At 67.8% G+C, this 22,465-nt stretch carries 23 protein-coding genes; 11 read left to right on the top strand and 12 right to left on the bottom strand.

The features are described 5' to 3' along the window. Positions 1-31: 31 nt before the first annotated feature. Both NA11_RS20560 and NA11_RS20555 read right to left on the bottom strand, forming a co-directional pair. Positions 32-286, bottom strand: coding sequence for a WhiB family transcriptional regulator (locus NA11_RS20560; RefSeq protein ID WP_011211115.1), 255 nt, complete (start codon positions 284-286; stop codon positions 32-34). Between the two features lie 252 nt (positions 287-538). Next, the gene (locus NA11_RS20555) at positions 539-1,483 is read right to left on the bottom strand and encodes a diacylglycerol/lipid kinase family protein (RefSeq protein ID WP_069163569.1); all 945 of its coding nucleotides are present in this window, start codon (positions 1,481-1,483) and stop codon (positions 539-541) included. A gap of 98 nt (positions 1,484-1,581) precedes the next feature. Between NA11_RS20555 and NA11_RS20550 the strand changes: the two genes are divergently transcribed. Further along, the gene (locus NA11_RS20550; protein ID WP_245746004.1) at positions 1,582-2,019 is read left to right on the top strand and encodes a hypothetical protein; all 438 of its coding nucleotides are present in this window, start codon (positions 1,582-1,584) and stop codon (positions 2,017-2,019) included. Between the two features lie 8 nt (positions 2,020-2,027). On the opposite strand, the gene NA11_RS20545 is transcribed toward NA11_RS20550, so the two are convergent. From NA11_RS20545 to NA11_RS20520, 6 genes are read right to left on the bottom strand one after another with little or no spacing between them, the layout of a single operon-like run. Then, positions 2,028-2,726, bottom strand: a complete 699-nt coding sequence (locus tag NA11_RS20545; protein WP_069163568.1) for an endonuclease V — start codon at positions 2,724-2,726, stop codon at positions 2,028-2,030. Positions 2,727-2,740: 14 nt separating this feature from the next. Then, positions 2,741-3,235 carry a GNAT family N-acetyltransferase gene (locus tag NA11_RS20540; protein ID WP_069163567.1) on the bottom strand — a complete coding sequence of 165 codons (495 nt, stop codon included), beginning with the start codon at positions 3,233-3,235 and terminating at the stop codon, positions 2,741-2,743. 25 nt (positions 3,236-3,260) lie between these two features. Further along, the gene (locus NA11_RS20535; protein WP_069163566.1) at positions 3,261-3,860 is read right to left on the bottom strand and encodes an acid phosphatase; all 600 of its coding nucleotides are present in this window, start codon (positions 3,858-3,860) and stop codon (positions 3,261-3,263) included. 58 nt (positions 3,861-3,918) lie between these two features. Further along, complete coding sequence (locus NA11_RS20530) at positions 3,919-4,419, bottom strand: nitroreductase family deazaflavin-dependent oxidoreductase (RefSeq protein ID WP_069163565.1); 501 nt, start codon at positions 4,417-4,419, stop codon at positions 3,919-3,921. Positions 4,420-4,478: 59 nt separating this feature from the next. Further along, positions 4,479-5,714, bottom strand: a complete 1,236-nt coding sequence (locus NA11_RS20525; protein ID WP_069163564.1) for an Rv3212 family protein — start codon at positions 5,712-5,714, stop codon at positions 4,479-4,481. 27 nt (positions 5,715-5,741) lie between these two features. Beyond that, the gene (locus tag NA11_RS20520; RefSeq protein ID WP_218023354.1) at positions 5,742-7,439 is read right to left on the bottom strand and encodes a DEAD/DEAH box helicase; all 1,698 of its coding nucleotides are present in this window, start codon (positions 7,437-7,439) and stop codon (positions 5,742-5,744) included. A gap of 439 nt (positions 7,440-7,878) precedes the next feature. On the opposite strand from NA11_RS20520, the gene NA11_RS20515 reads away from it, so the two are divergent. Genes NA11_RS20515 through NA11_RS20505 form a run of 3 tightly spaced genes read left to right on the top strand, consistent with a single transcriptional unit; the run spans position 7,879 to position 10,613 of the window. After that, positions 7,879-8,736: an SCO6745 family protein gene (locus tag NA11_RS20515; RefSeq protein WP_069163562.1), complete on the top strand. Its 858-nt coding sequence runs from the start codon at positions 7,879-7,881 to the stop codon at positions 8,734-8,736. A 56-nt stretch (positions 8,737-8,792) separates the two neighbouring features. Beyond that, positions 8,793-9,893: an alpha/beta fold hydrolase gene (locus NA11_RS20510; protein WP_069163561.1), complete on the top strand. Its 1,101-nt coding sequence runs from the start codon at positions 8,793-8,795 to the stop codon at positions 9,891-9,893. A gap of 30 nt (positions 9,894-9,923) precedes the next feature. After that, positions 9,924-10,613, top strand: a complete 690-nt coding sequence (locus NA11_RS20505) for a ferritin-like fold-containing protein (RefSeq protein WP_069163560.1) — start codon at positions 9,924-9,926, stop codon at positions 10,611-10,613. Between the two features lie 19 nt (positions 10,614-10,632). On the opposite strand, the gene NA11_RS20500 is transcribed toward NA11_RS20505, so the two are convergent. Continuing rightward, entirely contained in the window at positions 10,633-11,469 is an 837-nt protein-coding gene (locus tag NA11_RS20500; RefSeq protein WP_069163559.1) for a helix-turn-helix transcriptional regulator, read from the bottom strand. Positions 11,470-11,571: 102 nt separating this feature from the next. On the opposite strand from NA11_RS20500, the gene NA11_RS20495 reads away from it, so the two are divergent. Together NA11_RS20495 and NA11_RS20490 are read left to right on the top strand one after the other, a co-directional pair. Further along, positions 11,572-12,114 carry a YceI family protein gene (locus tag NA11_RS20495; RefSeq protein WP_069163558.1) on the top strand — a complete coding sequence of 181 codons (543 nt, stop codon included), beginning with the start codon at positions 11,572-11,574 and terminating at the stop codon, positions 12,112-12,114. Positions 12,115-12,261: 147 nt separating this feature from the next. After that, positions 12,262-12,489 carry a DUF3107 domain-containing protein gene (locus tag NA11_RS20490; protein ID WP_069163557.1) on the top strand — a complete coding sequence of 76 codons (228 nt, stop codon included), beginning with the start codon at positions 12,262-12,264 and terminating at the stop codon, positions 12,487-12,489. A gap of 68 nt (positions 12,490-12,557) precedes the next feature. Here the strand turns inward: NA11_RS20490 and fasR are convergent, their stop codons facing one another. Next, positions 12,558-13,214, bottom strand: coding sequence for an HTH-type transcriptional activator FasR (gene fasR / locus NA11_RS20485; RefSeq protein ID WP_069163556.1), 657 nt, complete (start codon positions 13,212-13,214; stop codon positions 12,558-12,560). Positions 13,215-13,769: 555 nt separating this feature from the next. Between fasR and NA11_RS20480 the strand changes: the two genes are divergently transcribed. From NA11_RS20480 to NA11_RS20470, 3 genes are all read left to right on the top strand, one after another. After that, positions 13,770-14,756 carry a DUF3152 domain-containing protein gene (locus tag NA11_RS20480; protein WP_369691143.1) on the top strand — a complete coding sequence of 329 codons (987 nt, stop codon included), beginning with the start codon at positions 13,770-13,772 and terminating at the stop codon, positions 14,754-14,756. Between the two features lie 96 nt (positions 14,757-14,852). Beyond that, entirely contained in the window at positions 14,853-16,037 is a 1,185-nt protein-coding gene (moeZ, locus tag NA11_RS20475; protein ID WP_069163555.1) for an adenylyltransferase/sulfurtransferase MoeZ, read from the top strand. 107 nt (positions 16,038-16,144) lie between these two features. Further along, on the top strand, positions 16,145-16,999 hold the full coding sequence (locus tag NA11_RS20470; protein ID WP_069163554.1) for a TIGR02569 family protein: 855 nt from the start codon (positions 16,145-16,147) through the stop codon (positions 16,997-16,999). A 22-nt stretch (positions 17,000-17,021) separates the two neighbouring features. Here NA11_RS20470 and NA11_RS20465 read toward each other — a convergent pair whose 3' ends face one another. Then, entirely contained in the window at positions 17,022-18,524 is a 1,503-nt protein-coding gene (locus NA11_RS20465; RefSeq protein WP_069163553.1) for an MFS transporter, read from the bottom strand. A gap of 212 nt (positions 18,525-18,736) precedes the next feature. Further along, positions 18,737-19,408 (bottom strand): FadR/GntR family transcriptional regulator, encoded by a 672-nt coding sequence (locus NA11_RS20460; RefSeq protein ID WP_069163552.1) that lies wholly within the window; start codon positions 19,406-19,408, stop codon positions 18,737-18,739. A gap of 65 nt (positions 19,409-19,473) precedes the next feature. Between NA11_RS20460 and NA11_RS20455 the strand changes: the two genes are divergently transcribed. Together NA11_RS20455 and NA11_RS20450 are read left to right on the top strand one after the other, a co-directional pair. Further along, positions 19,474-20,730 carry an MFS transporter gene (locus NA11_RS20455; RefSeq protein ID WP_084654854.1) on the top strand — a complete coding sequence of 419 codons (1,257 nt, stop codon included), beginning with the start codon at positions 19,474-19,476 and terminating at the stop codon, positions 20,728-20,730. A gap of 261 nt (positions 20,731-20,991) precedes the next feature. Further along, positions 20,992-22,449 (top strand): nitrate/nitrite transporter, encoded by a 1,458-nt coding sequence (locus NA11_RS20450; protein WP_069163606.1) that lies wholly within the window; start codon positions 20,992-20,994, stop codon positions 22,447-22,449. Positions 22,450-22,465: the final 16 nt, after the last annotated feature.

The raw sequence follows: 22,465 nt of genomic DNA, 5'->3' as shown, positions 1-22,465 counted from the left end.
GGGCTGAATGTCCGGTAAAACCGAACGTCTGCTAGACGACGGTGCGGGTGCGCGTGCGTGCGTTGCGACGCTTGAGCGCCCGGCGCTCGTCCTCACTCATACCGCCCCACACGCCGGCATCCTGTCCGGACTTCAGGGCCCAGGACAGGCAGTCAGCGGTAACGGGGCAGCGAGCGCAGACCAGCTTGGCATCGGCAATCTGCGCGAGCGCAGGACCACTGTTACCCACCGGGAAAAACAGCTCGGGGTCCTCGTCGCGACAGATGGCCTTGTGGCGCCAGTCCATTCCTCTGCTCCTTTGCTGGGCGCCGCAAAGGGCGCCGACGGTTTGTGGATCGTTCACTTGTGCGACTCGAATGTTTCCGCACGGTTGCTTGTGAATGCTTTCACGAACACCGTAGATGTCAATAGGTATCTGGTGCACCGTGGGGAAGCTCACGCTCTATCGGCCCCCACATGGGGAACCTGCCCGGTCCTTTGTACTCGCTCTACCCAGTTTTCGCAGCACAACCACGATGTTTTTCGTGCGATTCCTGCATCACTCCGGTCGCGGCGCCACGACATCCAGGACGGCGGGCACGGCCGTGAAATCCACCACGTTGCGCTTCCCGATAAAGTCGCCATCGATTTGCAGACCGACGGGTTCCTTCGTCTCGATGCGCACGGACGGAACGTTGTCTTCGCGAAACAAATTGCGAGACTTGGGATTTCCGTCGGCCGCCAACAGCTGCCTGGCGAGGAGCAGTGTAGGCAGCACTGCCATCGAACGCACGGCAAACACGCCGAGACCGGTTTCGAATCTTGTGCCGGGGTTCGTGTGGACCGGGGTGGTGTTGAGGTAGGTCCACGGTGTCGTGTTCGTTACGAAGGCGTAATGCACGCCACTCACTGGTTCGTAGCCGGGGATCTCGACTTCGACGGTCGGCTCGTTGCGCTTGGCCCGGAAGAATTGTCGCACTGTTGTTCGAAGATAGCGGGCCGGGGTCGCCGTTTTGCCGCGGGCGCGACTGGCATCGATCGCCTCGCACACGTCCGCGTCCAGGCCGACGCCCGCGCTGAAGGTGAACCAGCGATCGTCGGCGAGGCCGAGCCCGATGCGGCGGTCCCGGTCCAGCGTGAGCAGGTCGATCAGCTGGTTGGTCGCGGTGACCGGATCCGGCGAGATGCCGAGTGCGCGCGCGAACACATTGGCCGAGCCGCCCGGGATCACGCCTAGGCGCGGCAGCCACGCCTGACCGTCGTTGAGTTCGGGTAGCGGCAGGAAGCCGTTGATGGTTTCGTTGACCGTCCCGTCGCCGCCGTGCACGACGATCAGGTCCATCTCGTTGGTTGCTGCCCACTGCGCCAATTCGGCGGCGTGGCCGCGGTGCTGGGTGTGCGCGACGGTCAGCTGCGTGCGACTCTCCAGCGCGTGCGCCAACAGGTCACGAGTCGCCGGAGTGGTCGAGGTGGCATTCGGATTGACGATCAGCAGCGTCCGCACAATGCGCAGCCTAATCGTCAGCGCCGAACGGTCCGAAAAGCCGCTGAACCGGACCCGCCAGCAGCCACCGTCACTACAGCGGGTCGTAGGCTTGCCGGGTGGCTGAACGAGGCAAGGATGGCGGTTCCGGTGGCGTGCCGACGACGGTCCGTGGCGCGGGCGGATTGGTGACACTGGAGGGCGCCGTCGCCGTCACCGTGGCGCTGGTGTTGATCGTGCGCGGGCTGCTCGGTCACGATCAATCCGCGACGAGCGGGTACGGCACCGCGGCGTGGTTCGGCATCCTCGGCGGCGGCGTGCTCGCCGCAGGCATCGGCCTGTTGCTCGGAAAGCGTTGGGGCCGAGCGATCGCCGTCATCGCTCAGCTGCTGCTGCTTCCGGTGGCATGGTCGCTGCTCACCGACTCGCATCAGCCGGTGTTCGGCACGCTGCTCGCCGTCGTTGCCGTCGGCGCGCTGGTGCTGCTGTTCGCCCCGCCGTCCACCCGCTGGATGGCCGAGGAATACGGCGTCGATCCCGGCGCCACTCGCGAGTGATGCCGCGCTCAGGCGCCGTTGACCACGGTGCCTGCGGTGCGTAGCGCGGCCCGGCAGAGCGCGTCGGCCCGGCGCGTGGTTTCCGGAAGCCGGTAGCGCGGCGTCAGGGCGAGCACCTGAGCGCACGCGGTATCCAGGTCGATGCGATGGCCGACCGAGACGAAGACCGGTTTCACGCCTGCCCTGGTGCGCAACGCGCTGCCGACCACCTCGCCATCGATGGTGACGTCGGTGCGTGCGCCGCGCTCTGGGCCGGGTTCGAGGTAGTCGCCCCACACGGATTTGGCGACGCCGATCGTCGGAACACCGGTCAGCACGCCGATGTGGCAGGCAAGGCCGAGGCGCCGTGGATGCGCCAAACCCTGTGCGTCGCACACCAAGAGGTCCGGTGCGGTGCTGAGTCGCTCCAGCACCTGCATGGTCGTCGGCAGCTCGCGGAACGCGAGCAGCCCTGGGTAGTACGGGAACTCCGAGAAGCCGTGGGCGACCGCCGAATCGACGGTTTCCAGCGTCTGGGCCAGCACGACGACGGCGGCCGCGGCCACCGCGCCGGTGTCGGCATAGGCGCAGTCGAGTCCGGCGATGGTCCTGAATTCCTGTGCCCGCGTGGTGGTTTCCACCTTGGGGCGCAGTTCGTCCTGGATCGCCATTGCCTCGTCCGGCGTGGTCGGCCAGGTGAGTTCGTCGATGTGTCCGAGCCAAGTCATTGTGGGTGAACTTACTACGCTTCCTTGGCGAGGGTGTCGAGGGCCGAGCCGGTGAGCCGATAGCCGACCCACTCGTCTTGCACTGCGGCGCCGAGGGATTCGTAGAAATCGATCGAGGGCTTGTTCCAGGTGAGCACGGCCCAGGAGAGCCTGCTGTAGCCGTTGTCGACCGCCTCCTTCGCCAGCGCGGCGAGCAGCGCCTTGCCGTAGCCCTTGCCGCGGGTCTCCGGCTTGACGTAGAGGTCCTCCAGATAGATGCCGTGCACGCCGTCCCAGGTGGAGAAGTTGAGGAACCAGATCGCGCAGCCGACCAGCGCGTCGCCCTCGGCGACCACGTGCGCGAAGACCTTTGCGGCCGGACCGAACAGCGCGGTGTCCAATTGTGCGGCGGTGACCGTGCACTCGTCGCTCGCCTTCTCGTATTCGGCGAGATCGTGGATGAGGTCGACCAGGCCCGGCACGTCGGCGGGGACGGCGCGGCGTAGTTCTGCAGTCACGGGTAGCTCCATTGCGGTGGGTAACTCGAGCGAGGGATCAGCTGGTGGTGGGAACGAGGTTGTGCGCCAGGACGGTTCGCGTCTCGTGCTCGTAACCGAGCACGGTGAGCGCGCCGGTCGACATGGCGAACCGGCGGCCCTCCCTGATATCGAATTCGGCCCAGCGGGCGATCAACGCCCTGGAGAAGTGCCCGTGCCCGACGAGGACGATATCCCGTTCCGGCAGCACGGGTTCCATCGAATCGAGGACGCGATCCGCACGAGCCCGCACCGCGTCGGCGGACTCGCCCCCTGGCACGGCGCCGGTCCAAATGGTCCAGCCCGGTGCGGATTCGCGGATCTCGGGAGTGGTCAGGCCCTCGTAGTCGCCGTAGTCCCATTCCGCCAGGTCGGCATCGACCGTGGCGGCGGTGAGCCCGGCCAGCTCCGCGGTGCGCATGACCCGGCTGCGCGGGCTGGTGAACACCAGCGGGTCGCGCAGCTTCAGCGCGGCAAGCAGCGGCCCTGCGGCCCGCGCCTGCTCCTCGCCGTGCTCGGTGAGGGGCAGATCGCTGCGGCCGGTGTGCTTGTGCTGGGTGGACCAGGTGGTTTCCCCGTGTCGAAGCAGCACCAGTCGGGCATCGTCGAGGGCGGACATGAATCCATCATGGTTCACCGGGGCCGAACTGTGCCGTCCGGCCCCGCGGCAGCGCCGGTCAGCTCGGCTGGTCGAGGGTCAGCACCACCAGCGGAATCGGGAGTTCGACCTTGGCCTGGAAGTCGGCGAGGAACGGGTTGTTGGTGAGCGCCCAGTTCGCGAACTCGTCGTACTCCGCCCCCGCGAGCACGTGCGCGGTGCCGTGCTGGGTCGAGCCCGCCAGCTCGACGGTGACCTGCGGGTTCACCTTGACGTTGTGGTACCAGGCCGGGTACTTGTCCTCGATGAACGAGCTCAGGTAGAGGGTGTCGTCGCGGCGAAGCACGCCGAGCGGAACCGTTCGCGGCTTGCCGCTCTTGGCCCCGGTGGTGGTCAACAGCAGCAGCTCGGCGCCCGCGTAGGAGCCGCCAACCTTACCGCCGTTGCTGCGGAATTCCTCGATGACGTCGTCGTTCCAGTTCGCCAGCTCCGTGTCGGAGAAGTCCTGGTTCCACGGTGCGTCCGGGTCGTCATAGGACGTGACGGTCGATTCCGCTGCCGAGGGCTCAGTTTCACTCATCACCGCAGTGTGCCGCACAGCCCCCGCAAATCAAGCCGGTCTTCCCATGGGTGGGGCGCTCAGCCGAGCGCGTAGAGCTCGGTGCCGCGTTGCTCGAGAATCGTCGTGCCGAGCACCGCGAGTGAGATGGGGGCGCCGGTGTATTCGGTGCGGTTCACCGGGATACGGGCGACCTCGCCGCCGGACGCCGGATCGAGGACCGCGAGCGCACCCGGTGTCGGCATGAGCAGTTTGCCTGCCATCGCGGCGGGGGAGCCGAGCGCGCTGGCCGCGGTCCAGAGCGGATCGAAGGTGCTGCCGTTCAACGCGATCAGGCTGTTGCCGGTGAAAACCAGGTAGGCCGAACCGATTCGGGTGGTCGTCGTCTTGTCACTCAACGGTGCCGAAAGCTGGTGCACCACAATCGGATTGCCGGTGGCATCGAAGACGGCCAGTCGCGGCGATGTCGCCTCGGCGCCTGCGGCGGCCGGTGCACCGGGCAGGTAGAGCACGATCCTGTTGTCCGACACCGCGAGGACCTTCGCGTCGGCGGAATCCGTTCCGGGACCGGCCAATACGTGCGATCCGTACTCCTCGGGCACCGTGTTGTCCTTCGGCGCGGGATTCAACACGGTGAGCCGGTCGGCCGCGTCCTCCGGGCAGCGCTCAAGCACCGCGAGCCGGGACGGGCTGGAGCCCGACGACAGCAGCGCACAGCCTTTGCGCGGTTGGGTTTTCACGTTCACCGGCGCGTCGACGAACCCGTACTCGATGGTGCGCACCAGATCCGAACGCCACATCTCCAGTCGCTTCGGCCCCTGCGCCAGCATGTAGGTGCCGTCGACCGACAACCGCACGGACGGGTCCATGTAGCTGGTGCGCGCGGTGCGCCTGGCCCCGCTGTCACCGGCCAGCAGCGTCGCCTGACTGCACCCGCGTTGATCCAGATATACCGCGACCACGGTCGCGGCCTGGCTCTCGAGCCCGCAGAGCGGCAGGTCGCGCCGATAGCGCCACAGCTCGTTGCCGGTGCGCGGATCATGGCCGATCACCGTGCCTTCGGCGCCGGTGACCACGACGCCCGCCGCGGTCAACGCTCTGGCGGCCGCCGGATCCGGGGCATGCCACAGCTCGCGCACTGCGGTCGGCAGCTGGTCGGCCGCGACCGGCGTCGGCACGGGCGCGGCCGCGGTGACGGATTCGGTGCTGTTGGCATCGCTACGCGCCCACACCACCACCGCCGCGATCACCACGAGTACGGCGATCGCGGCAGCGGAGACGACATCGGCGCGCGTTCGCCGCTCGGGTGCGAGCACGATTGCGAGAGTAACGGATCCGGTCGGTCAGACCGAAGCCGTGGCGGGCTCCACCGCGACACCGTTGTTCTCGGCGGCGCCATCGCCTGCCGGCTTGCGGCGCCGCCGCCTGCGCCGGGCAGGCTGGTCGGCCGAGTCGGCAGCATCGGCGTCGTTGTCGTCGGAAGCGGTTTCCGCAGAATCGGATCCGTTGTCGGACTCGCCCGCGGGCTTGCGCCGCCTGCTCCGCCCGCGCCGAGCGGGCTTGTCCCCGTTCTCGTCCGCGTCGTCGGCGGGATGCGTGCCGTTGTGGTGCGCGTCGCTGCCGTTGGCCACGGCGTCGTCGGTGTCGGCGCCGTCCCCGTTCGCCGCGGCCTCGTCGATCGGCCTGCCGCGCACGGTCCGCTTGCGGTTGCGCTTACGCGGTGCCCGCGCCGGACGCTCAACCACGACCGCGTCCTCGTCCCGCTCCGCGGGCTTGGCCTTGCGGACCGTGCCGGTGACACCCTCGGGGATGCCGAGCTCGGCGAACAGGTGCGGCGACCGCGAGTAGGTCTCCACCGGTTCCGGGATGCCGAGGTTGAGCGCCTTGTCGATGCCTGCCCAGCGGTTCAGCTCGTCCCAGTCGATCAGCGTCACCGCGATACCGGTGCGCCCGGCCCGGCCGGTGCGCCCGATCCGGTGCACGTAGGTCTTCTCGTCCTCGGGGCACTGGTAGTTGATGACGTGCGTGATGTCGTCGATGTCGATGCCGCGGGCCGCGACGTCGGTTGCGACGAGCACGTCGATGGCGCCCTTGCGGAACTTGGTGAGCGCCTTCTCGCGGGCGATCTGACCGAGGTCACCGTGCACGGCGCCGACCGAGAAGCCGCGCTCGGCCAGATCGTCGGCGACCTTCTGCGCGGTGCGCTTGGTCCTGGTGAAGATCATGGTGGCGCCGCGACCCTCGGCCTGCAGGATCTTGGCGATCAGCTCGCTCTTGTCCAGCGCGTGTGCGCGGTAGACGAACTGTGCGGTGCGGTCGTGCACGGCGGAATCGTGCGGTTCCTCGGCCCTGATGTGCGTCGGGCGGGTCAGGAACGTGCGGGCCAGCGTGATGATCGGGCCCGGCATGGTCGCGGAGAACAGCATGGTCTGGCGCTTGTCCGGGACCATGGTGAGGATGCGCTCGATGTCGGGAAGGAAGCCGAGGTCGAGCATCTCGTCGGCCTCGTCGAGCACGAGCACGCCGATCTTGCCGAGGATCAGGTGGTTCTGGTTCGCCAGATCGAGCAGGCGGCCCGGCGTGCCGACGACGACGTCGACGCCGGTGCGCAGCGCCGCGATCTGCGACTCGTAGGGGCGGCCACCGTAGATCGAGGCCACCTTCAGCGCGCCCTGGTGGTTGGTCAGGTATTTGCCCGCGTTCTCCAGGTCGCTGGTGACCTGGATGCACAGCTCGCGGGTCGGCACGATGACCAGTGCCCGCGGGGTGCCGTCCAGCGGCGTCGTCCCGGTGTCGGCGGTGGCGATGCGGTGCAGCAGCGGAACGCCGAAACCGAAGGTTTTGCCCATGCCGGTGCGTGCCTGGCCGATGAGATCCTCACCGGCGAGCGCGAGCGGCAGGGTGAGTTCCTGAATAGCGAAAGTACGTTCGATGCCGATCTCGTCGAGCGCGCGGACGATTTCGTCGCGAACTCCTAATTCGGCAAATGTGGGTGCGGTATGCGTTGCGTCCAGTTCGGCGGTCAACAGCGTCTCCGCCACCCCGGGTTCCTGTTCGACGGTGATCTTGCTCAGGTTCGTGCCTTCCTCGTAATCGCGTCCCGCGCGCACGAGGTGGGGCGGACCGGCCGGCCCGCGACGACCACGTCTCCGCCTGTGATACTCACCCGGCCACGCTCTGGATGTCGTCGGGTGCGGCGATCGGAGCGCAGCTACCTCGGGAGACATCGGCGCGGCGCACTGGTGATGCGGAGCTGGTGCGCGCACATTTTCCTGAACGACGAATCCGCTGCTCGAAAGGCCGATCTGTCGGTACCGCGGTGCGGTGCTCGCATAGATCTGGCAACTCGGTCGAGCGAAAATTTTCGTTGTCCGCTGCGATTGTAGCGTGATATTGTGCGCCACTCGAATTGCACCGCCGATTATTCGAAATCCCATCTCCGGTAACCGCGCGCCTGTTCATCGACGTACGCTGCGCGACATGGCAATTCATCCCGCACGGCAAATCTGGACGACCCTGGAGCCACTCCATGACGTGGTCTATTTCGGGACCGGTGTCAAGGAGGCGGGCGTCGCGATCGGGCTGCGCGGTTACTGGCAAACATACTTCGCATTTCGGGCCGCGCCGCTCGGCCCGGTGACCCCCGCCACAGTGCTGGCGACCTTCGCCGGTTTTCATCGGGAAATGATCTATAAGGCGCTACCCGAGGCGTGGTCACGCGCCACGCCGCAGCAGTGTCTCGATGTCCGGCTCGACCTGTCCACCGCGTTGCTCCGTGGCATCGGGGCGGGCGATGCGGAATGTGCGCGCGCGGTCGAGTTGCTTGTTCCGGTGCAGGAGGCCGCGGATCCGACCGGACGGCCGCTCTTCGCGGCGAATGCGGCGCTGCCGCTGCCCGCGGATCCGGTCGGCGCACTGTGGCAGCTGTGCGCCTCGTTGCGCGAGCACCGTGGCGACGGGCACATCGCCGCGCTGGTGACGCACGGACTGACCGGCCGCCACGCAATGATCATGCAGGTAGCGGCGGGCAAGGTCGCGGAATCGGTGATGCGGCGGGCGCGGGGGCTTTCCGAACCGGAGTGGTCCGACGCGTTCGACGACCTGCGGGCCAGGGGATTGGTGCGCGGCGAATCGACCAATCCCGCGCTGACCAACAGCGGCGGCGAACTGCTGGAGCGGGTGGAGGCGAGCACCGATGCGGCGGCCTGGAACGGCGGACTGTCCGTGCTGTCCGCCGACGCCGTCACCGAGCTGACGACCTCGCTCGAGCCGCTGGTCAAGCGGCTGCACGTGGACATCGTTCCGCCGATGAACCCGGTCGCGATGGGGAAGCGGTAGCGGCAAAGCGGGCCTTGCCTGTTACCGCCGGTACCGATATGTGAGACATTTTCCGGGTGAACATCGCGGACACTGTCACGATCGCCGCCCGCAACGCGTGGGCGCTGACCTTCGGCCCCGGCGTCGAAGCTCCCGACCCCACCCCGTCGACGGTGCTGTGGGACGAACCGCACCGGCAACTGCGTCGCTTCGAGCAGCGCGCGGACCTCGACTCGGCCCAGGCGGAATTCGACACCGCAACGGCCGCAACGGATTCCGCGGTGCTGCTGGTGCCGCCGCTGGCCGCGCCTGCCAGCTGCTTCGACCTGCGTCGCGACCAGAGCATGGCCGGCTTCCTGCTGGAGACGGGCCGCACGCCCTACGTCGTCGACTACGGCGACATCACCTTCGGCGATCGGGGCATGGGCTTCGAGGAGTGGATCGACGAGATCCTGCCCGAGGCGGTGCTGCGCACGTCCGCCGATCAGGACGGCAGGCCGGTCGATCTGGTCGGCTGGTCGCTCGGCGGCACCCTCGCGTTGCTCACCGCCGCCGCGCATCCCGAACTGCCGATCCGGTCCATCACCGCCGTCGGCGCACCGCTGGACTACGACAAGCTCGCAGGCATCCCGCAATTGCGCGCGGCCGCGAAACTCACCGGCGGCCTCGGGATGTCGACGCTCATCCGGGCAACGGGCGGCGTGCCCGCGCCGCTGACCCGCTTCGCCTACAAGATCACCGCCTGGGATCGCGAGCTCAAACGCCCGTGGTTCATCGCAAACAACATCACCAGCACCGAGACGCTGGCGCGGATGGAGTCGATCGATCGGTTCATGGCCGAGATGCCCGGCTACCCCGGTCGTTTCTACGATCAGCTGTGGCGCCGGATGATCCTGAACAACGACATCGGCAAGGGCGTCGTGCAGCTCGGCGACCGGCACATCGAGCTGGCCCAGGTGAGTGCCCCGGTGCTGCTGGTCGGCGGCCCCTCGGACGTGATCGCTCCGGCCGCCGCCGTCGAGGCGGGCACCCGCACCCTCACCGGCGCCGCGACGGTGCGCTACGAAACCGCGCCGGGCAGCCACCTCGGCATCCTCACCGGACCCGAGGCCCGCGCGACCACATGGGCATACCTGGACAAGTTCTTGGCGGAGGCGAATTCTCACACGCCTCTCTAGGCAGCAAGACCTGGTACTAGGCTGGGGGGCATGGGAGCACAGTCACCTGCCGCGCTGGGTGTTTCGTCGACCGACTCCATCCCCGCCGACCACCCTGGGGTCATAGAACTGTTCGCGGTGCTCGCCTATGGCGAGATCTCGGCGTTCTATCGGCTGGCCGAGGAAGCCAAGCTGTCCCCGACTCTGCGGGGCAAGGTCGCGGTCGCCAAGATGGCCTCCGCCGAGATGGAACACTTCAAGGCGCTCGAGTCGGCACTGGCCGACCGCGGCGTCGACATCTTCGACGCGATGGCGCCCTTCGTGCGGGCGCTGGACGCCTACCACGCCTCCACCGATCCCTCGACCTGGCTCGAGTCGATGGTGAAGTTCTACGTCGGCGACGGCATCGCCGCGGACTTCTACACCGAGATCGCCGGTGCGCTCGCCCCCGAGGTTGCCGAGGTGGTCCGGGACGTGCTCGCCGAAACCAGCCACTCCGAGTTCGTGGTCGAAGAGGTGCGCCGCGCGGTCGAGGAGAGCCGCTCCGAGCGCGACCGGCTCACCCTGTGGGGCAGGCGGCTGCTCGGCGAGGCGATCACCCAGGCGCAGTACGTGATGGCGCAGCGCGACGAGCTGACCGAGCTGGTGCTCAGCGCCACCGGTGACCTGAACGGGATTGCCGCACTGTTCGAGCGCATGCAGGCCAGCCACGCCGAGCGCATGGCAAAGCTCGGCATTTAGACCTGCTTGGGCTCCAGCACTATTCGTTGACCGCCGTGGACCGGACCAGGCGCAGACCCTGCGTCTGGACCTGGGCCTGATCGACGAGCCAGACGACGATGCTCTGATCGCGGTCGGCTTCCAGCGTTTCGAACGGCACCGCGACCTGGCCGTGCTCCGGATGGTCGATATGCAGCATCCCCGAGGCGGGCGCGCCGACCTGATGGGGTTTCCAGCGCTCGGCGAAGGCGGGGTACTTGCGCAGCGCATCGATGGTTTCCAGCAGCGAATCATCGCCTGGCCACCGTGATTTGGCGCGCAAGAGCGCCGCGGCGAACAGATCCGCGGCCTCGGACCAGTTGCGCAGCACGGTGCGCGCCGTCGGATCGACGAACGTGTACCAGGCCAGATTCGGCTGGCCCTCGGTGCCGAGCAGGCCGATGGGTGCGGCGAAGTCGGCCCATGCGGCGTTCCAGCCGAGCACGTTGAGTCGTCTGCCGACCACGAAGGCGGGGGTCGGCTGCAAGGCGTGCAGGATGGACTGGATCGTCTCGGCGATCTGCTCCTCGGCGGATTCGCTACCGGGGCAACGGGATTCGTTGCCCGAGGCCAGGGCGAGCAGGCTGAAGTGGTGTCGCTGTTTGCCGCGAAGCAAGAGCGCGTCGGCGAGCGCGTCGACCACCGCGACCGAGGGATTGGTGTCGCGGCCCTGTTCCAGGCGCGCCAGGTAGTCGGCGCTGACGCCGGCGCGGACGGCGACCTCCTCGCGGCGCAGTCCCGGGGTCCGCCGCCGCCTGCCCTCCGGCATGCCGACGTCGCCTGGCCGGAGTTCGGCCCGGCGCGCGATCAGGAACTCCGCGAATCCGTTGGTTGCCATGGGCTCCATCGTGCCGTCTCCTAGGAGGCTTAGCCTCGCCCTGTCAGGTCCAGGATAACGGCGGTCTGGTTAACGGACCACGGTCCGGTCATTGTGGTTGGCATGACAACTTCCTCCGAAACCACCACGTCGCTGAAGGCAGGCACCTGGGCGCTCGACACCGCGCACTCCTCGGTCGCCTTCACCATTCGCCACCTCGGCATCTCCAAGGTGCGGGGCGGCTTCACCAAGTTCGAGACCGAATTCGTGGTCGACGAGTCCGGCGCCGCCCAGCTCGGCGCGACCATCCACCTCGACTCGTTCGACACCGGCAACGCCGACCGCGACGCGCACATCCGCACCGCGGACTTCCTCGACGTCGCCAACCGGCCGACGCTGACCTTCCGCGCCACCGAGCCGGTGCAGGTCGGCGAGAGCTTCGAGGTCGAGGGCGAGGCCACGCTCGGCGGCGTCACCAAGCCGGTCACCCTCGACGTCGAGTGGGGCGGCGTGCAGGAATTCGGCGCGACCGGCGACCGCCACGCCGGATTCTCCGCCACCGGCACCATCAAGCGCACCGACTTCGGCGTCGGCGGCCTGCTGCCGGGCATGCTGAGCGACAAGGTCAACATCGAGCTCGAGATCCAGCTGATCGAGCCCAAGTAAAACGGTGCTCCCGCGACAGGCCTGCACAGCGGCGTGCGGGCCTTTCCTGTGTTCGCTGAGGGCGCAGGTAGCCGTCTGTCCGCTGTGGGTTTCGCTGCACTAGCCTTTATCGGGACAGCACAGGACTCTTACGTTCGGAGGTTGGCCGTGGAGGTCAAGATCGGTATTTCGGATAGCCCGCGCGAGCTCGTGATCAACAGCTCGCAGACCCCGGACGAGGTCGAAGCGCTGGTGTCCGGTGCGCTGAACGGCAACGGCGGCGTCGTGTCCCTGACCGACGACAAGGGCCGCAAGTTCCTGATCCAGGCCTCGAAGGTCGCCTACGTCGAGATCGGCACCGTGACCGCGGGCCGCGTCGGCTTCGCCACCGTCTAAAAACACCCGGCCGAACAGCAACGAGCCCCTGCCTCCTCGGGAGGCAGGGGCTCGTTGCTGTTCGTGCGTCAGTCGATCGGGTGCAGCGGGACGTGCGACAGACCGCCCCAGGCGAGCGACACCGTCGTGTCGACGGCCTCTTCCTTCGGGATGGGCCGGTCCGCCTCCAGCCAGTAGCGCGCGGTGAACTGGCTCGCACCGACCAGGCCGACCGCGAGGATGCGGGCCCGGTACGGGTCGAGGCCGGAGTCGTGGGCGACCAGATCGAAGACCGCGTCCACACAGGCCTCGGTGGCCTGCTCGACCCGGCGCTGCACCTGCGGCTCGCTGGTGAGGTCGGATTCGAAGACGAGGCGGAAGCCCTGCATCTCGTTGTCGACGAAGTCGAAGTAGGCCTGCACGGCGGCCCGCACCCGCTGGCGGTTGTCGGTGGTCGACCGCAGTGCCTGCCGGACGCTGGAGACCAGCATGTCCACGTAGTTCTGCAGCACCGCCAGATACAGCTCCAGCTTGCTGGTGAAGTGTTGGTACAGCACCGGCTTGCTCACGCCTGCGCACTGCGAGATCTCGTCCATACCGGCGGCGTGGTAGCCACGCTGCACGAATACTTCGCTGGCCGCCGCGAGTAGCTGCTGACGTCGCTCGTCCCGCGGAAGCCGGGTGCCGCGTTTGGCGGGCTCGGACGACGATCTGCGGGACGCCATCCGGTCCACGAGGTCAGTCATTTCGGCTCTCCCAGTTGATTCCCCGGCAAGGGGTATGCACCGGGTATCCCAAGAACGATACTCGGTTGTTGCCGACCACTAGACCCGGGCGTGAGAAGTCATTCGGGGCGGTGAGAAATGTCGCACCTGAGGGCGGTGCTGGCGTGCCCGACGGCGCCGCTCGGCGGCTGTGAGAACCTGGTGTCCGTGAAGGACCGACGGGAAGGGCCGTCCGGCGGTGGGCGCGACTCGCGCCGCCGTGCTGGTCCCGGCGCGCCCGGTTCCGTAGTGTCAGACCCCGTGGCAAGGTCCGGCCCGGAGATACGTCGGGGCGCAGCCGCCCGTACCGGCGCTGCGTCGCGGTTCGATGCCGACGACCCGCTGCGGCCCGACGACGGCTTCGACCCGGAGGACGAACTCGGCATCGACAGCTATGCCGCCGCCGACGGATTCACCACCGAGGAGCGCCGCGCCCGCCCACGTCCCGGCGCCACCACCCGGCCGAGGCGCGGTGCGAATCACCATGACGGGCAGCCCGATTCGGACGGGGTGCGGCGCGATCACAACGGCGTCGAGATCTACGACCCGCTCGGCCTCTACGGCCAGTCCGACCGCTCCCATCAACCGTTGCGCGCCAGCTGGGATCCCACCGCCCCGGCCGAGGGCAGAGACCGAGGCCGCCCCGAGCGCAGCGTCAAAAAGCAAAGCGCGCTAGGCCGATTCGTCTCCACCTACGGCTGGCGCGCGTACGCGCTGCCTGTCCTGTTCGTCGTCACCGTGCTGGTGGTCGTCGACGCAGTGCGCGGCAGCGATCCGTCGGTCGCTGCCGCCACCGCGCCCGGCTTGGGACATTTGAGCCCGCGGGCCGCGAACTCGGGCATCATCGGCGCACCACCCGGCGACGGCCACTTTCCCACCGACCTGCCGACCGGCGCATTGCCGGACGGCGGCCCGTTCGTCGAAAGCGGTACGGGCTCTTGGCATGTGGTGCCCGGCGGCACCGCGCAGGTCGGGACGGGCACCGACACCGTGTTCCGCTACACCGTCGAGATCGAGGACGGCGTCGACACGACCGCGTTCGGCGGCGACCAGTCGGTGGCGAAGCTGGTCGACTCCACGCTGGCCAACCCGAAGAGCTGGACCCAGGATCAGAAGTTCGCCTTCCGCCGAGTCGACCAGGGCGACACCGAGTTCCGCATCTCGCTCACCTCCCGCAAGACCAGCCGCGAGGCCTGCGGTTTCGAGATCCCGATCGACTCGTCCTGCTACAACGCCGATCTCGGCCGGGTGGTGCTCTCCGAGGTCCGCTGGGTCCGCGGCGCGATCGCGTTCGAGGGCGACATCGGCTCCTACCGGCAGTACCAGATCAACCACGAGGTCGGCCACGCCATCGGCTACCACCAGCATCAGCCGTGCGAGACCGACGGCGGCCTCGCCCCGGTGATGATGCAGCAGACCTTCGGCATCAAGAACAACGACATCGCCGCGCTCGAGCCGGGCGGGGCCGTTCCGATGGACGGCAAGCGATGTCGCTTCAACCCGTGGCCGTACCCCCGCGGCTGACTCGGCAACCGGTGCGCGACGATAGGTCGGGAAGAACGGTCTGGTCGCGGATGTTGCACAACGAGATCGACCCATTCGATGCGAGGAGTCCTGGACGTGTCATCACCTAAGTCCCTGCCGCCGCTGGTCGAGCCTGCCGCGGAGCTGACCAAGGACGAGGTCGCCCGCTACAGTCGCCACCTGATCATTCCCGACCTCGGCGTGGACGGACAGAAGCGGCTGAAGAACGCCAAGGTGCTGGTCATCGGTGCGGGTGGGCTCGGATCTCCGGCGCTGCTCTACCTGGCCGCCGCGGGTGTCGGCACCCTCGGCATCGTCGAGTTCGACGAGGTCGATGCCTCGAATCTGCAGCGCCAGATCATCCACGGCGAGTCCGATATCGGGCGGCCGAAGGCCGACAGCGCGCGCGACTCGATCCTGGAGATCAACTCCGGCATCGACGTGCGGCTGCACAAGCTGCGGCTGGAGCCGGAGAACGCGGTCGAGCTGTTCGCCGAGTACGACCTGATCGTGGACGGCACCGACAACTTCGCCACCCGCTACCTCGTCAACGACGCGGCGGTGCTGGCGGGCAAGCCCTATGTGTGGGGCTCCATTTACCGCTTCGAGGGCCAGGTTTCGGTCTTCTGGGAGGACGCACCGGACGGGCGCGGCATCAACTACCGCGACCTCTACCCGGAGGCGCCGCCGCCGGGCATGGTTCCGTCCTGCGCCGAGGGCGGCGTGCTCGGCGTGCTGTGCGCGTCCATCGGCTCGGTCATGGTGACCGAGGCGATCAAGCTGATCACCGGCATCGGCGAGCCGTTGCTCGGTCGGCTGATGGTGTACGACGCACTGGACATGAACTACCGGACCATCAAGCTGCGCCGCGACCCGGAACGGCAGCCGATCACCGAATTGATCGACTACGAAGCGTTCTGCGGTGTGGTGTCCGAGGAAGGCCAAGCCGCCGCGGCGGGCTCGACGGTGACCGCGCGCGAGCTGAAGGAGCTGCTCGACGCGGGCAAGGAGATCGAGCTGATCGACGTGCGTGAGCCCGTCGAGTGGGACATCGTGCACATCGATGGCGCCAAGCTGATTCCGAAGGACCGCATCCTGTCCGGTGAGGCGCTGGCCGAACTGCCGCAGAATCGTCCGATCGTGTTGCACTGCAAGACCGGTGTCCGTTCCGCCGAGGCCCTCGCAGCGCTCAAGCGCGCAGGCTTCGCCGATGCCACGCACCTGCAGGGCGGTGTGATCGCCTGGGCCCGCCAGGTCGACCCCTCGCTGCCGGTCTACTGACGGTCCGCGGCGGCTGACGCACGCTTGGTGACCCCAGCCTGACCGGCGGGGGTTGCGCATCGGCGCGGCGTCCTGTACAGCGTCCACCCCGGCGGTACGGTACGGCCGTGACTTCTGTGGAACCCCCCGAGCACGTGCGTGCCACGTTCGGTCTGCGCGAAGTGACACCGGTTACCTTGGGCGACTGGGAAGGTGGCTGGCGTTTCGGGGACGTGGTGCTCAGCCCGGTCGCCGATCATGCACGGGCCGCGTGGTCGGCCAAGGTGCGCGAGACGCTGAAGGTGGACGGGCTGCGCCTGGCCCGCCCGGTGCGTGCGACCGACGGGCGCTACGTGGTGTCCGGCTGGCGCGCCGACACCTATCTCGAGGGTGTCCCGGAACCGAGGCACGACGAAGTGGTTTCGGTGTCGTTGCGCCTGCATCAGGCCACGGCGCAGCTCGAGCGACCCCGATTCCTGGTGCAGCCGCCGGTCGCGCCGTGGGTCGACGTTGACGTGTTCGTCGCCGCGGACCGGGCCGCATGGGAGGCGGTGCCGCTGCGCAGCCTGCGCGCGGGTGGGGCGGCCCAGCCGTCGCAGTCGCCGGACGGGCTGCGCAGCATGGAGCTCATCGGTCAGCTGGCCACGCTGCGGAAGCCGGTGCAGACGCCCGCTCAGCTCGTGCACGGCGATCTGTTCGGAACCGTGTTGTTCGCAGGGGTTTTCACGCCGGGGCTCACCGACATCACGCCGTACTGGCGGCCTGCGCCGTGGGCCGCCGGGGTGATCGTGGTCGACGCGCTGGCGTGGGGCGGCGCCGACGACGGGCTGCTGGAGCGCTGGCGGGATCTGCCGGAGTGGCCGCAGATGTTGTTGCGCGCGGTCATGTTCCGGCTCGCGGTGCACGCGCTGCACCCGCGTTCGACACCGGAGGCGTTCCCCGGTCTTGCCCGCACGGCGGATATGGTCCGCCTGCTGCTGTAGGCCGGGGAACGCGCTGCGGCGGTTACACGTTCGCGTAGGCCAGGGACGGCGAGCGACCGATCGCGAACGAGGACCGCAGGTAGAACCACCAGGTTGCGGCGCCCATGAGCAGGAACGCCACCGCGTAGGCCCAGAACGCGGGCGCCATCGAGTGGTAGTTGATGTTGGACAGCCGCAGCGCCTGCTGCAACAGCCACCCGCCCGCGGCGCCCACCGCACCGATCACACCGATCGCAGCGCCTGCCTGTCGCCGGGCCGAGGCGGCCGACTCACTCTGGCTCAGACCGTGTTCCGCGGCGTACTTCTTGGTTTCGGCGGTGAAGATGGTCGGGATCATCCGATAGGTCGAACCGTTGCCGATGCCGGCGAGGACGAACAGCAGCAGGAACGCGATCAGGTACAGCGGGAAGCTCTTCAGCTCCAGCCCGGCCATGATCAATGCGACCGACACCGCCATGCCGCCGAACACATAGAGGGTGATCTTGGCGCCACCGACCTTGTCCGACACCCACCCGCCGAACGGACGGCTGACCGAGCCGACCAGCGCGCCGAGGAAGGCCAGGTTGCCGAGCGTGGTGATCCAGCCGATCTTGGTCAGCTCCGGGAAGTTGGCCTTGATCAACGTCGGGAAGGCGAAGGAGAACCCGATGAACGAGCCGAAGGTGCCGATGTAGAGCACCGCCATCACCCAGGTGTGCACGTTGGTCAGCGCCAGCTTGTAGGAACGACCGTCGGACTTGGCATTCGACACGCTGTCCATGTAGCGCAGCGCACCGAAAGCCGCGACGAGGATGAACGGCACCCAGACCAGGATGGCCAGCGTGAGCCCGAAGCGGTAGCCCGCAGCGTCTTTGGCGGTGAGATGCGTGCCGAGGGTGATCAGCAGCGGCAGCACCAGCTGGGTCTGCGCGACGCCGAGATTGCCGCCTGCCGCGTTGATGCCGAGCGCGGCGCCCTTCTTGCCGTCGGGGAAGAAGAAGTTGATGTTGGCCATCGAGGAGGAGAAGTTGCCGCCGCCGACACCGGCCAGCGCGGCCAGGATCATGAAGACCCACATGGGTGTGCCCGGCTGGTTGATGAAGTACGCCAGCCCGAGCGTCGGGATCAGCAGCAGCGCAGCGCTGAACGTGGTGAACGCCCGTCCGCCGAACTTGGGGATGGCGAAGGTATACGGGATGCGCAGCGCGGCACCGACCAGGGTCGGGGTCGACGACAGCAGCAGCGCGTTGCTCACCGCGGTCGGATCGCCCTTGCCGAGCCCGGCCAGGAAGCCGAAGCCCGCGGCGCCCATGCTGGTGACGACGGTGCCCCAGAGGACCCAGACGGCGAAGCCGAGGTTTTCCGCGAACACCGAGAAGATCAGGTTCTTGCGCGCGGTCTTGTCACCGCCCGCTGCCCAGAACGTCGGGTTGTCCGGCTCCCAGTGCTCGAGCCAGCGCCCCCGCAGCTGATGGACGAAAGTCGGTGATTCCGTTGGTACTTCGTTCGGTGGGTTCGACGGGGTGCCGGTGGCGATGGCAGTCATCGGCTTCCTCTCACTTCAGCTCGACTGCCCTCATCGCGGCACGGTGGCCACAGGCTCGGTCGAGTTGCCTGGTTATGGTCGATTCATAACCTAGGGAGGAGTTGTTGCCGCGCTATGGCTCTCGGTGAAGTTCCCGGCAATTCCGACTCACATGCTGGGCAGTCGACGTGTGACGACTTGGTTACCCTGCTGTTCGATGCCGCGAATGACGCCTACCGCTGGTCGGGGTATTCGGCGATCAGCGAGTTGAGGAAGCAGCTCGCGGCCGACGCGGCCCGCTCGGGATCGCCGTCGATCACCGCGTGCACCAATTCGGCGTGCTCCTCGGGGTACGAGTCGTCGGACTTCAATGTCCGTGCCCGGATCACCTGTTCGATGATGGGCAGCAGCGAATCGTAGAACTCGAGGTAGACGGCGTTGTGGCTGGCGACCACGATCGCGCGGTGCAGCTCGACGTCCGCCTCGATGGCGGCCGGGTTGTCGTCGTCGTAGGCCTTGTCCCGCTCGGCGAGCAGCTGCAGCAGGTTCGCGATATCGCCGTCGTCGCGGCGGCGCGCGGCCAGCGCGGCGGCCGTGGTGTCGAGGGCGAGCCGCAGTTCGAGGACGTCGCGCTCTTCGGCATCGGCGAAGTATTTACCGAGTGTGCCTCCCAGGTCGGAGGAGGCGATCACGTAGGTTCCCGAGCCTTGCCTTCGCTCGAGCATCCCCGCGTGGACGAGGGCTTGAACGGCCTCGCGCACGGTGTTTCGACCCGTCCCCGTCAGCTCGGTGAGCTCGGGTTCGGTAGGGATGCGAGAGCCGATCGGCCAACGGCTGGAACGTATTTCGGCACGCAGCTGCTCGGTGACCTGGGCAATGAGGCTGGTGCGCCGGACTGGTTGCACTGACCTAGAGTACCGCTCATCACAAATCGTTGCCTCCTATCATCCGGTCATCCTATGATTTCGCGGTGACTGCAACCCTCCAGGAAACTCAGCAACGGCCGGAATCCGCACTGGTCGAGCAGCGCCGACGCGCGCTGATCGAGGGTCGTCTGCTCGTGCTCGCAGCCATCCTGATGTCGGCACTCACCCTGCGTGTCGCGGTCACCGCATTCAGCCCGCTTGCCGAACGGATCGGCGCCGACGTCGGCTACGGCACCGCCGTTGTCGGTGTCTTCGGCATGATCCCGACCGCGATGTTCGCGCTGTCCGGCGTGCTGACCCCGCTGCTCGTCGGGCGGCTCGGCCTGGAACGCACCGCGCTGGCGGCCATGCTCATGGCGGGCACCGGCATGCTGGTCCGGGTGCTGCTGAACGGCACCGCCGAACTCCTCGTCTTCTCCGCCCTCGCCCTGGCAGGCATGGGCATCGGCAACGTGGTGATCCCGCCGCTGGTGAAGCGGTACTTCGCCGACCGGCTGGCGGTGGTCAGCTCGCTGTACATCGTGATGGTGCAGCTCGGCACGGTGGTGCCCGCGTTCGTCGCGGTGCCGATCGCCGACGCGCACGGCTGGCGAATCTCCTTGGGGCTGTGGTCGATCCTCAGCTTCGCGGCCGTGCTGCCGTGGCTCGGGGTGCTGCGCGACCGGCGTGGTCGCGATCGCGCGGACACCACCGCACTGCCGACCGACGAGCCGAGGACCGGGCAGGTGTGGCGTTCGCCGCTCGCCTGGGGCATGGCAGGCATGTTCGGCATGACGTCGTTGATCACCTATGCCATGTTCACCTGGCTGCCCAAGATCCTCAGCGACGCCGGAGCAAGCGCGAGCTTCGGCGGCTCGATGACCGGTCTGTTCGCGGTCGTCGGCCTGGCCGCCGCGTTCATCGCGCCGACGGTGGTCGCGCGCTTCCGCAATCCCTTCTTCATCGTGGTCGGCTGCGCGGCGTTCTTCATCGCTGCCTTCGTCGGGCTGCTCGTCGCCCCCATGAGCGCGCCCATTCTGTGGGTGGTGCTGCTCGGCATCGGTCCGAGCACCTTCCCGATGGGGCTGACGCTGATCAACCTGCGCACCAACACCTCGGGTGGCTCCGCCGCGCTGTCCGGGTTCACCCAGGGCGTCGGCTACGCGGTCGCCTGCGTCGGGCCGCTGCTGTTCGGCGTGCTGCACTCGCTGACCGACGGCTGGCTCGCGCCGTTCGCCCTGCTCGTCGTCGCGGTGCTGGTGCTGCTCGCCGGTGCCTGGCAGGCATGCAAGCCGCGGATGCTGGAAGACACCTGGGGATAACCCCGCTCGAGTTGCGGGCCGGTGTCGGTGTGGCCATGCTGTACGTCACACCTCACCGGCCGCTGCCAGTCCGGCCAGGCAATCGGTGATCCGCGGAAACCGCTGTGTCACATGCCTGCAACATAAGCGCGTGCTCACCCTCGATCTCGGACACTCGTGAGCAACCGTTGATACGCCGGTCATTTCACGCAGCATTACCGCAATACCCGTTACCTACCGTTGGGCCAACCGGAATTTGGGAGGCCCTTCTTGAGCATGCTCATGCGCAATCGCGATATCGAGCACTGGGATGCCGAAGACGTCACTGCGTGGGAGGCAGGCGGTAAAGACGTCGCCAAGCGCAACCTGGTGTGGTCGGTGTTCGCCGAGCATGTCGGGTTCTCGGTGTGGTCCATCTGGTCGGTGATGGTGCTGTTCATGCCCACCGACACGTTCGGTATCGACCCGGCGGGCAAGTTCTTTCTCGTGGCGGTTCCGACGCTCGTCGGCGCCATTCTGCGAATTCCGTACACCGTGGCGACCGCGAAATTCGGCGGGCGTAACTGGACCATCTTCAGCGCGCTGCTCCTGCTGATTCCTACGCTGCTCACGCTGTATTTCATCAATCAGCCGGGCACCTCGTACACCACGTTTCTGGTGGTCGCGGCGTTCGCCGGTTTCGGTGGCGGCAACTTCGCCTCCTCGATGACCAATATCAACGCCTTCTACCCGCAGCGGCTCAAGGGCTGGGCACTCGGACTGAACGCGGGCGGCGGCAATATCGGCGTTCCCGCCATCCAGCTGGTCGGGCTGCTCGTCATCGCCACCCTCGGCAACGGCTATGCCTCGCTGATCTGCGCCATCTATCTGGTGCTCGTCGCGCTGGCAGGCGTCGGCGCCGCGCTGTACATGGACAACCTGCGCAACCAGAAGGCCGACCTGTCCTCGATGCTGACGGCGCTGAAGGTGCCGCAGTCGTGGGCGATCGCGTTCCTCTACATCGGCACCTTCGGCTCGTTCATCGGGTACAGCTTCGCCTTCGGCCAGGTGCTGCAGATCAGCTTCAAGGCGGGCGGCGACAGCACGGCGCAGGCCGCGCTGCATGCCGCGCAAATCGCCTTCATCGGACCGCTGCTCGGCTCGCTGGCCCGGCCCTACGGTGGCAAGTGGGCCGACCGGGTCGGCGGAAGCCGGGTCAGCATGTACATCTTCGCTGCGATGACGGTGGCCGCGGTCGTCGTTGCCGTCGCGAGCACCCTCGGCGACCGCAGCGGCGGCGTGCCGAGCGGGGCGGCGATGATCGCGCTGGTCGCCGGCTTCATCGCCCTGTTCGTGCTGTCCGGCATCGGCAACGGATCGGTCACCACGATCATCCCTTCGGTCTTCGCCGCGAAGTCCAAGAGCCTCGACGCGAGCCAGGAAGCCAGGGCCGCGTGGGCGCAGCACACCTCGGGTGCGCTGATCGGTTTCGTCGGCGCCGTCGGCGCGCTCGGCGGAGTCGCCATCAACCTGGTGCTGCGCTCGTCCTACGCCTCGACCGCGTCCGCGACCACCGCGTTCTGGGTGTTCATGGCCTTCTACATCGCCTGCACGCTGGTCACCTGGGCGGTCTTCCTGCGCACGCCGGGTCGCCGGGCCGACTCCGACGTCGTCGTCGCGGCCGAGTCCATGGTGCTGGCGGCTGAGGCCGCGCCACAACCCTTTTCATCCGTGTCCGCAAGCTCCGCGCCCCGCGCCTGACGCCAGCACAGTCAAG

It is taken from the genome of Nocardia altamirensis NBRC 108246 (genome assembly GCF_001612685.1).
Classification (GTDB): Bacteria; Actinomycetota; Actinomycetes; order Mycobacteriales; family Mycobacteriaceae; genus Nocardia; species Nocardia altamirensis.
Note: the sequence above shows the minus strand (reverse complement) of the source record. Positions and strands in the feature narration are given on the sequence as shown.

Excerpts from the sequence above, each read along its gene's own strand:
- NA11_RS20560 (WP_011211115.1), bottom strand. The coding sequence starts at position 286 with ATGGACTGGCGCCACAAGGCCATCTGTCGCGACGAGGACCCCGAGCTG.
- NA11_RS20545 (WP_069163568.1), bottom strand. The coding sequence starts at position 2,726 with ATGACTTGGCTCGGACACATCGACGAACTCACCTGGCCGACCACGCCG.
- NA11_RS20540 (WP_069163567.1), bottom strand. The coding sequence starts at position 3,235 with ATGGAGCTACCCGTGACTGCAGAACTACGCCGCGCCGTCCCCGCCGAC.
- NA11_RS20535 (WP_069163566.1), bottom strand. The coding sequence starts at position 3,860 with ATGTCCGCCCTCGACGATGCCCGACTGGTGCTGCTTCGACACGGGGAA.
- NA11_RS20530 (WP_069163565.1), bottom strand. The coding sequence starts at position 4,419 with ATGAGTGAAACTGAGCCCTCGGCAGCGGAATCGACCGTCACGTCCTAT.
- NA11_RS20515 (WP_069163562.1), top strand. The coding sequence starts at position 7,879 with ATGGCAATTCATCCCGCACGGCAAATCTGGACGACCCTGGAGCCACTC.
- NA11_RS20505 (WP_069163560.1), top strand. The coding sequence starts at position 9,924 with ATGGGAGCACAGTCACCTGCCGCGCTGGGTGTTTCGTCGACCGACTCC.
- NA11_RS20500 (WP_069163559.1), bottom strand. The coding sequence starts at position 11,469 with ATGGCAACCAACGGATTCGCGGAGTTCCTGATCGCGCGCCGGGCCGAA.
- NA11_RS20495 (WP_069163558.1), top strand. The coding sequence starts at position 11,572 with ATGACAACTTCCTCCGAAACCACCACGTCGCTGAAGGCAGGCACCTGG.
- fasR (WP_069163556.1), bottom strand. The coding sequence starts at position 13,214 with ATGACTGACCTCGTGGACCGGATGGCGTCCCGCAGATCGTCGTCCGAG.
- NA11_RS20465 (WP_069163553.1), bottom strand. The coding sequence starts at position 18,524 with ATGACTGCCATCGCCACCGGCACCCCGTCGAACCCACCGAACGAAGTA.
- NA11_RS20450 (WP_069163606.1), top strand. The coding sequence starts at position 20,992 with ATGCGCAATCGCGATATCGAGCACTGGGATGCCGAAGACGTCACTGCG.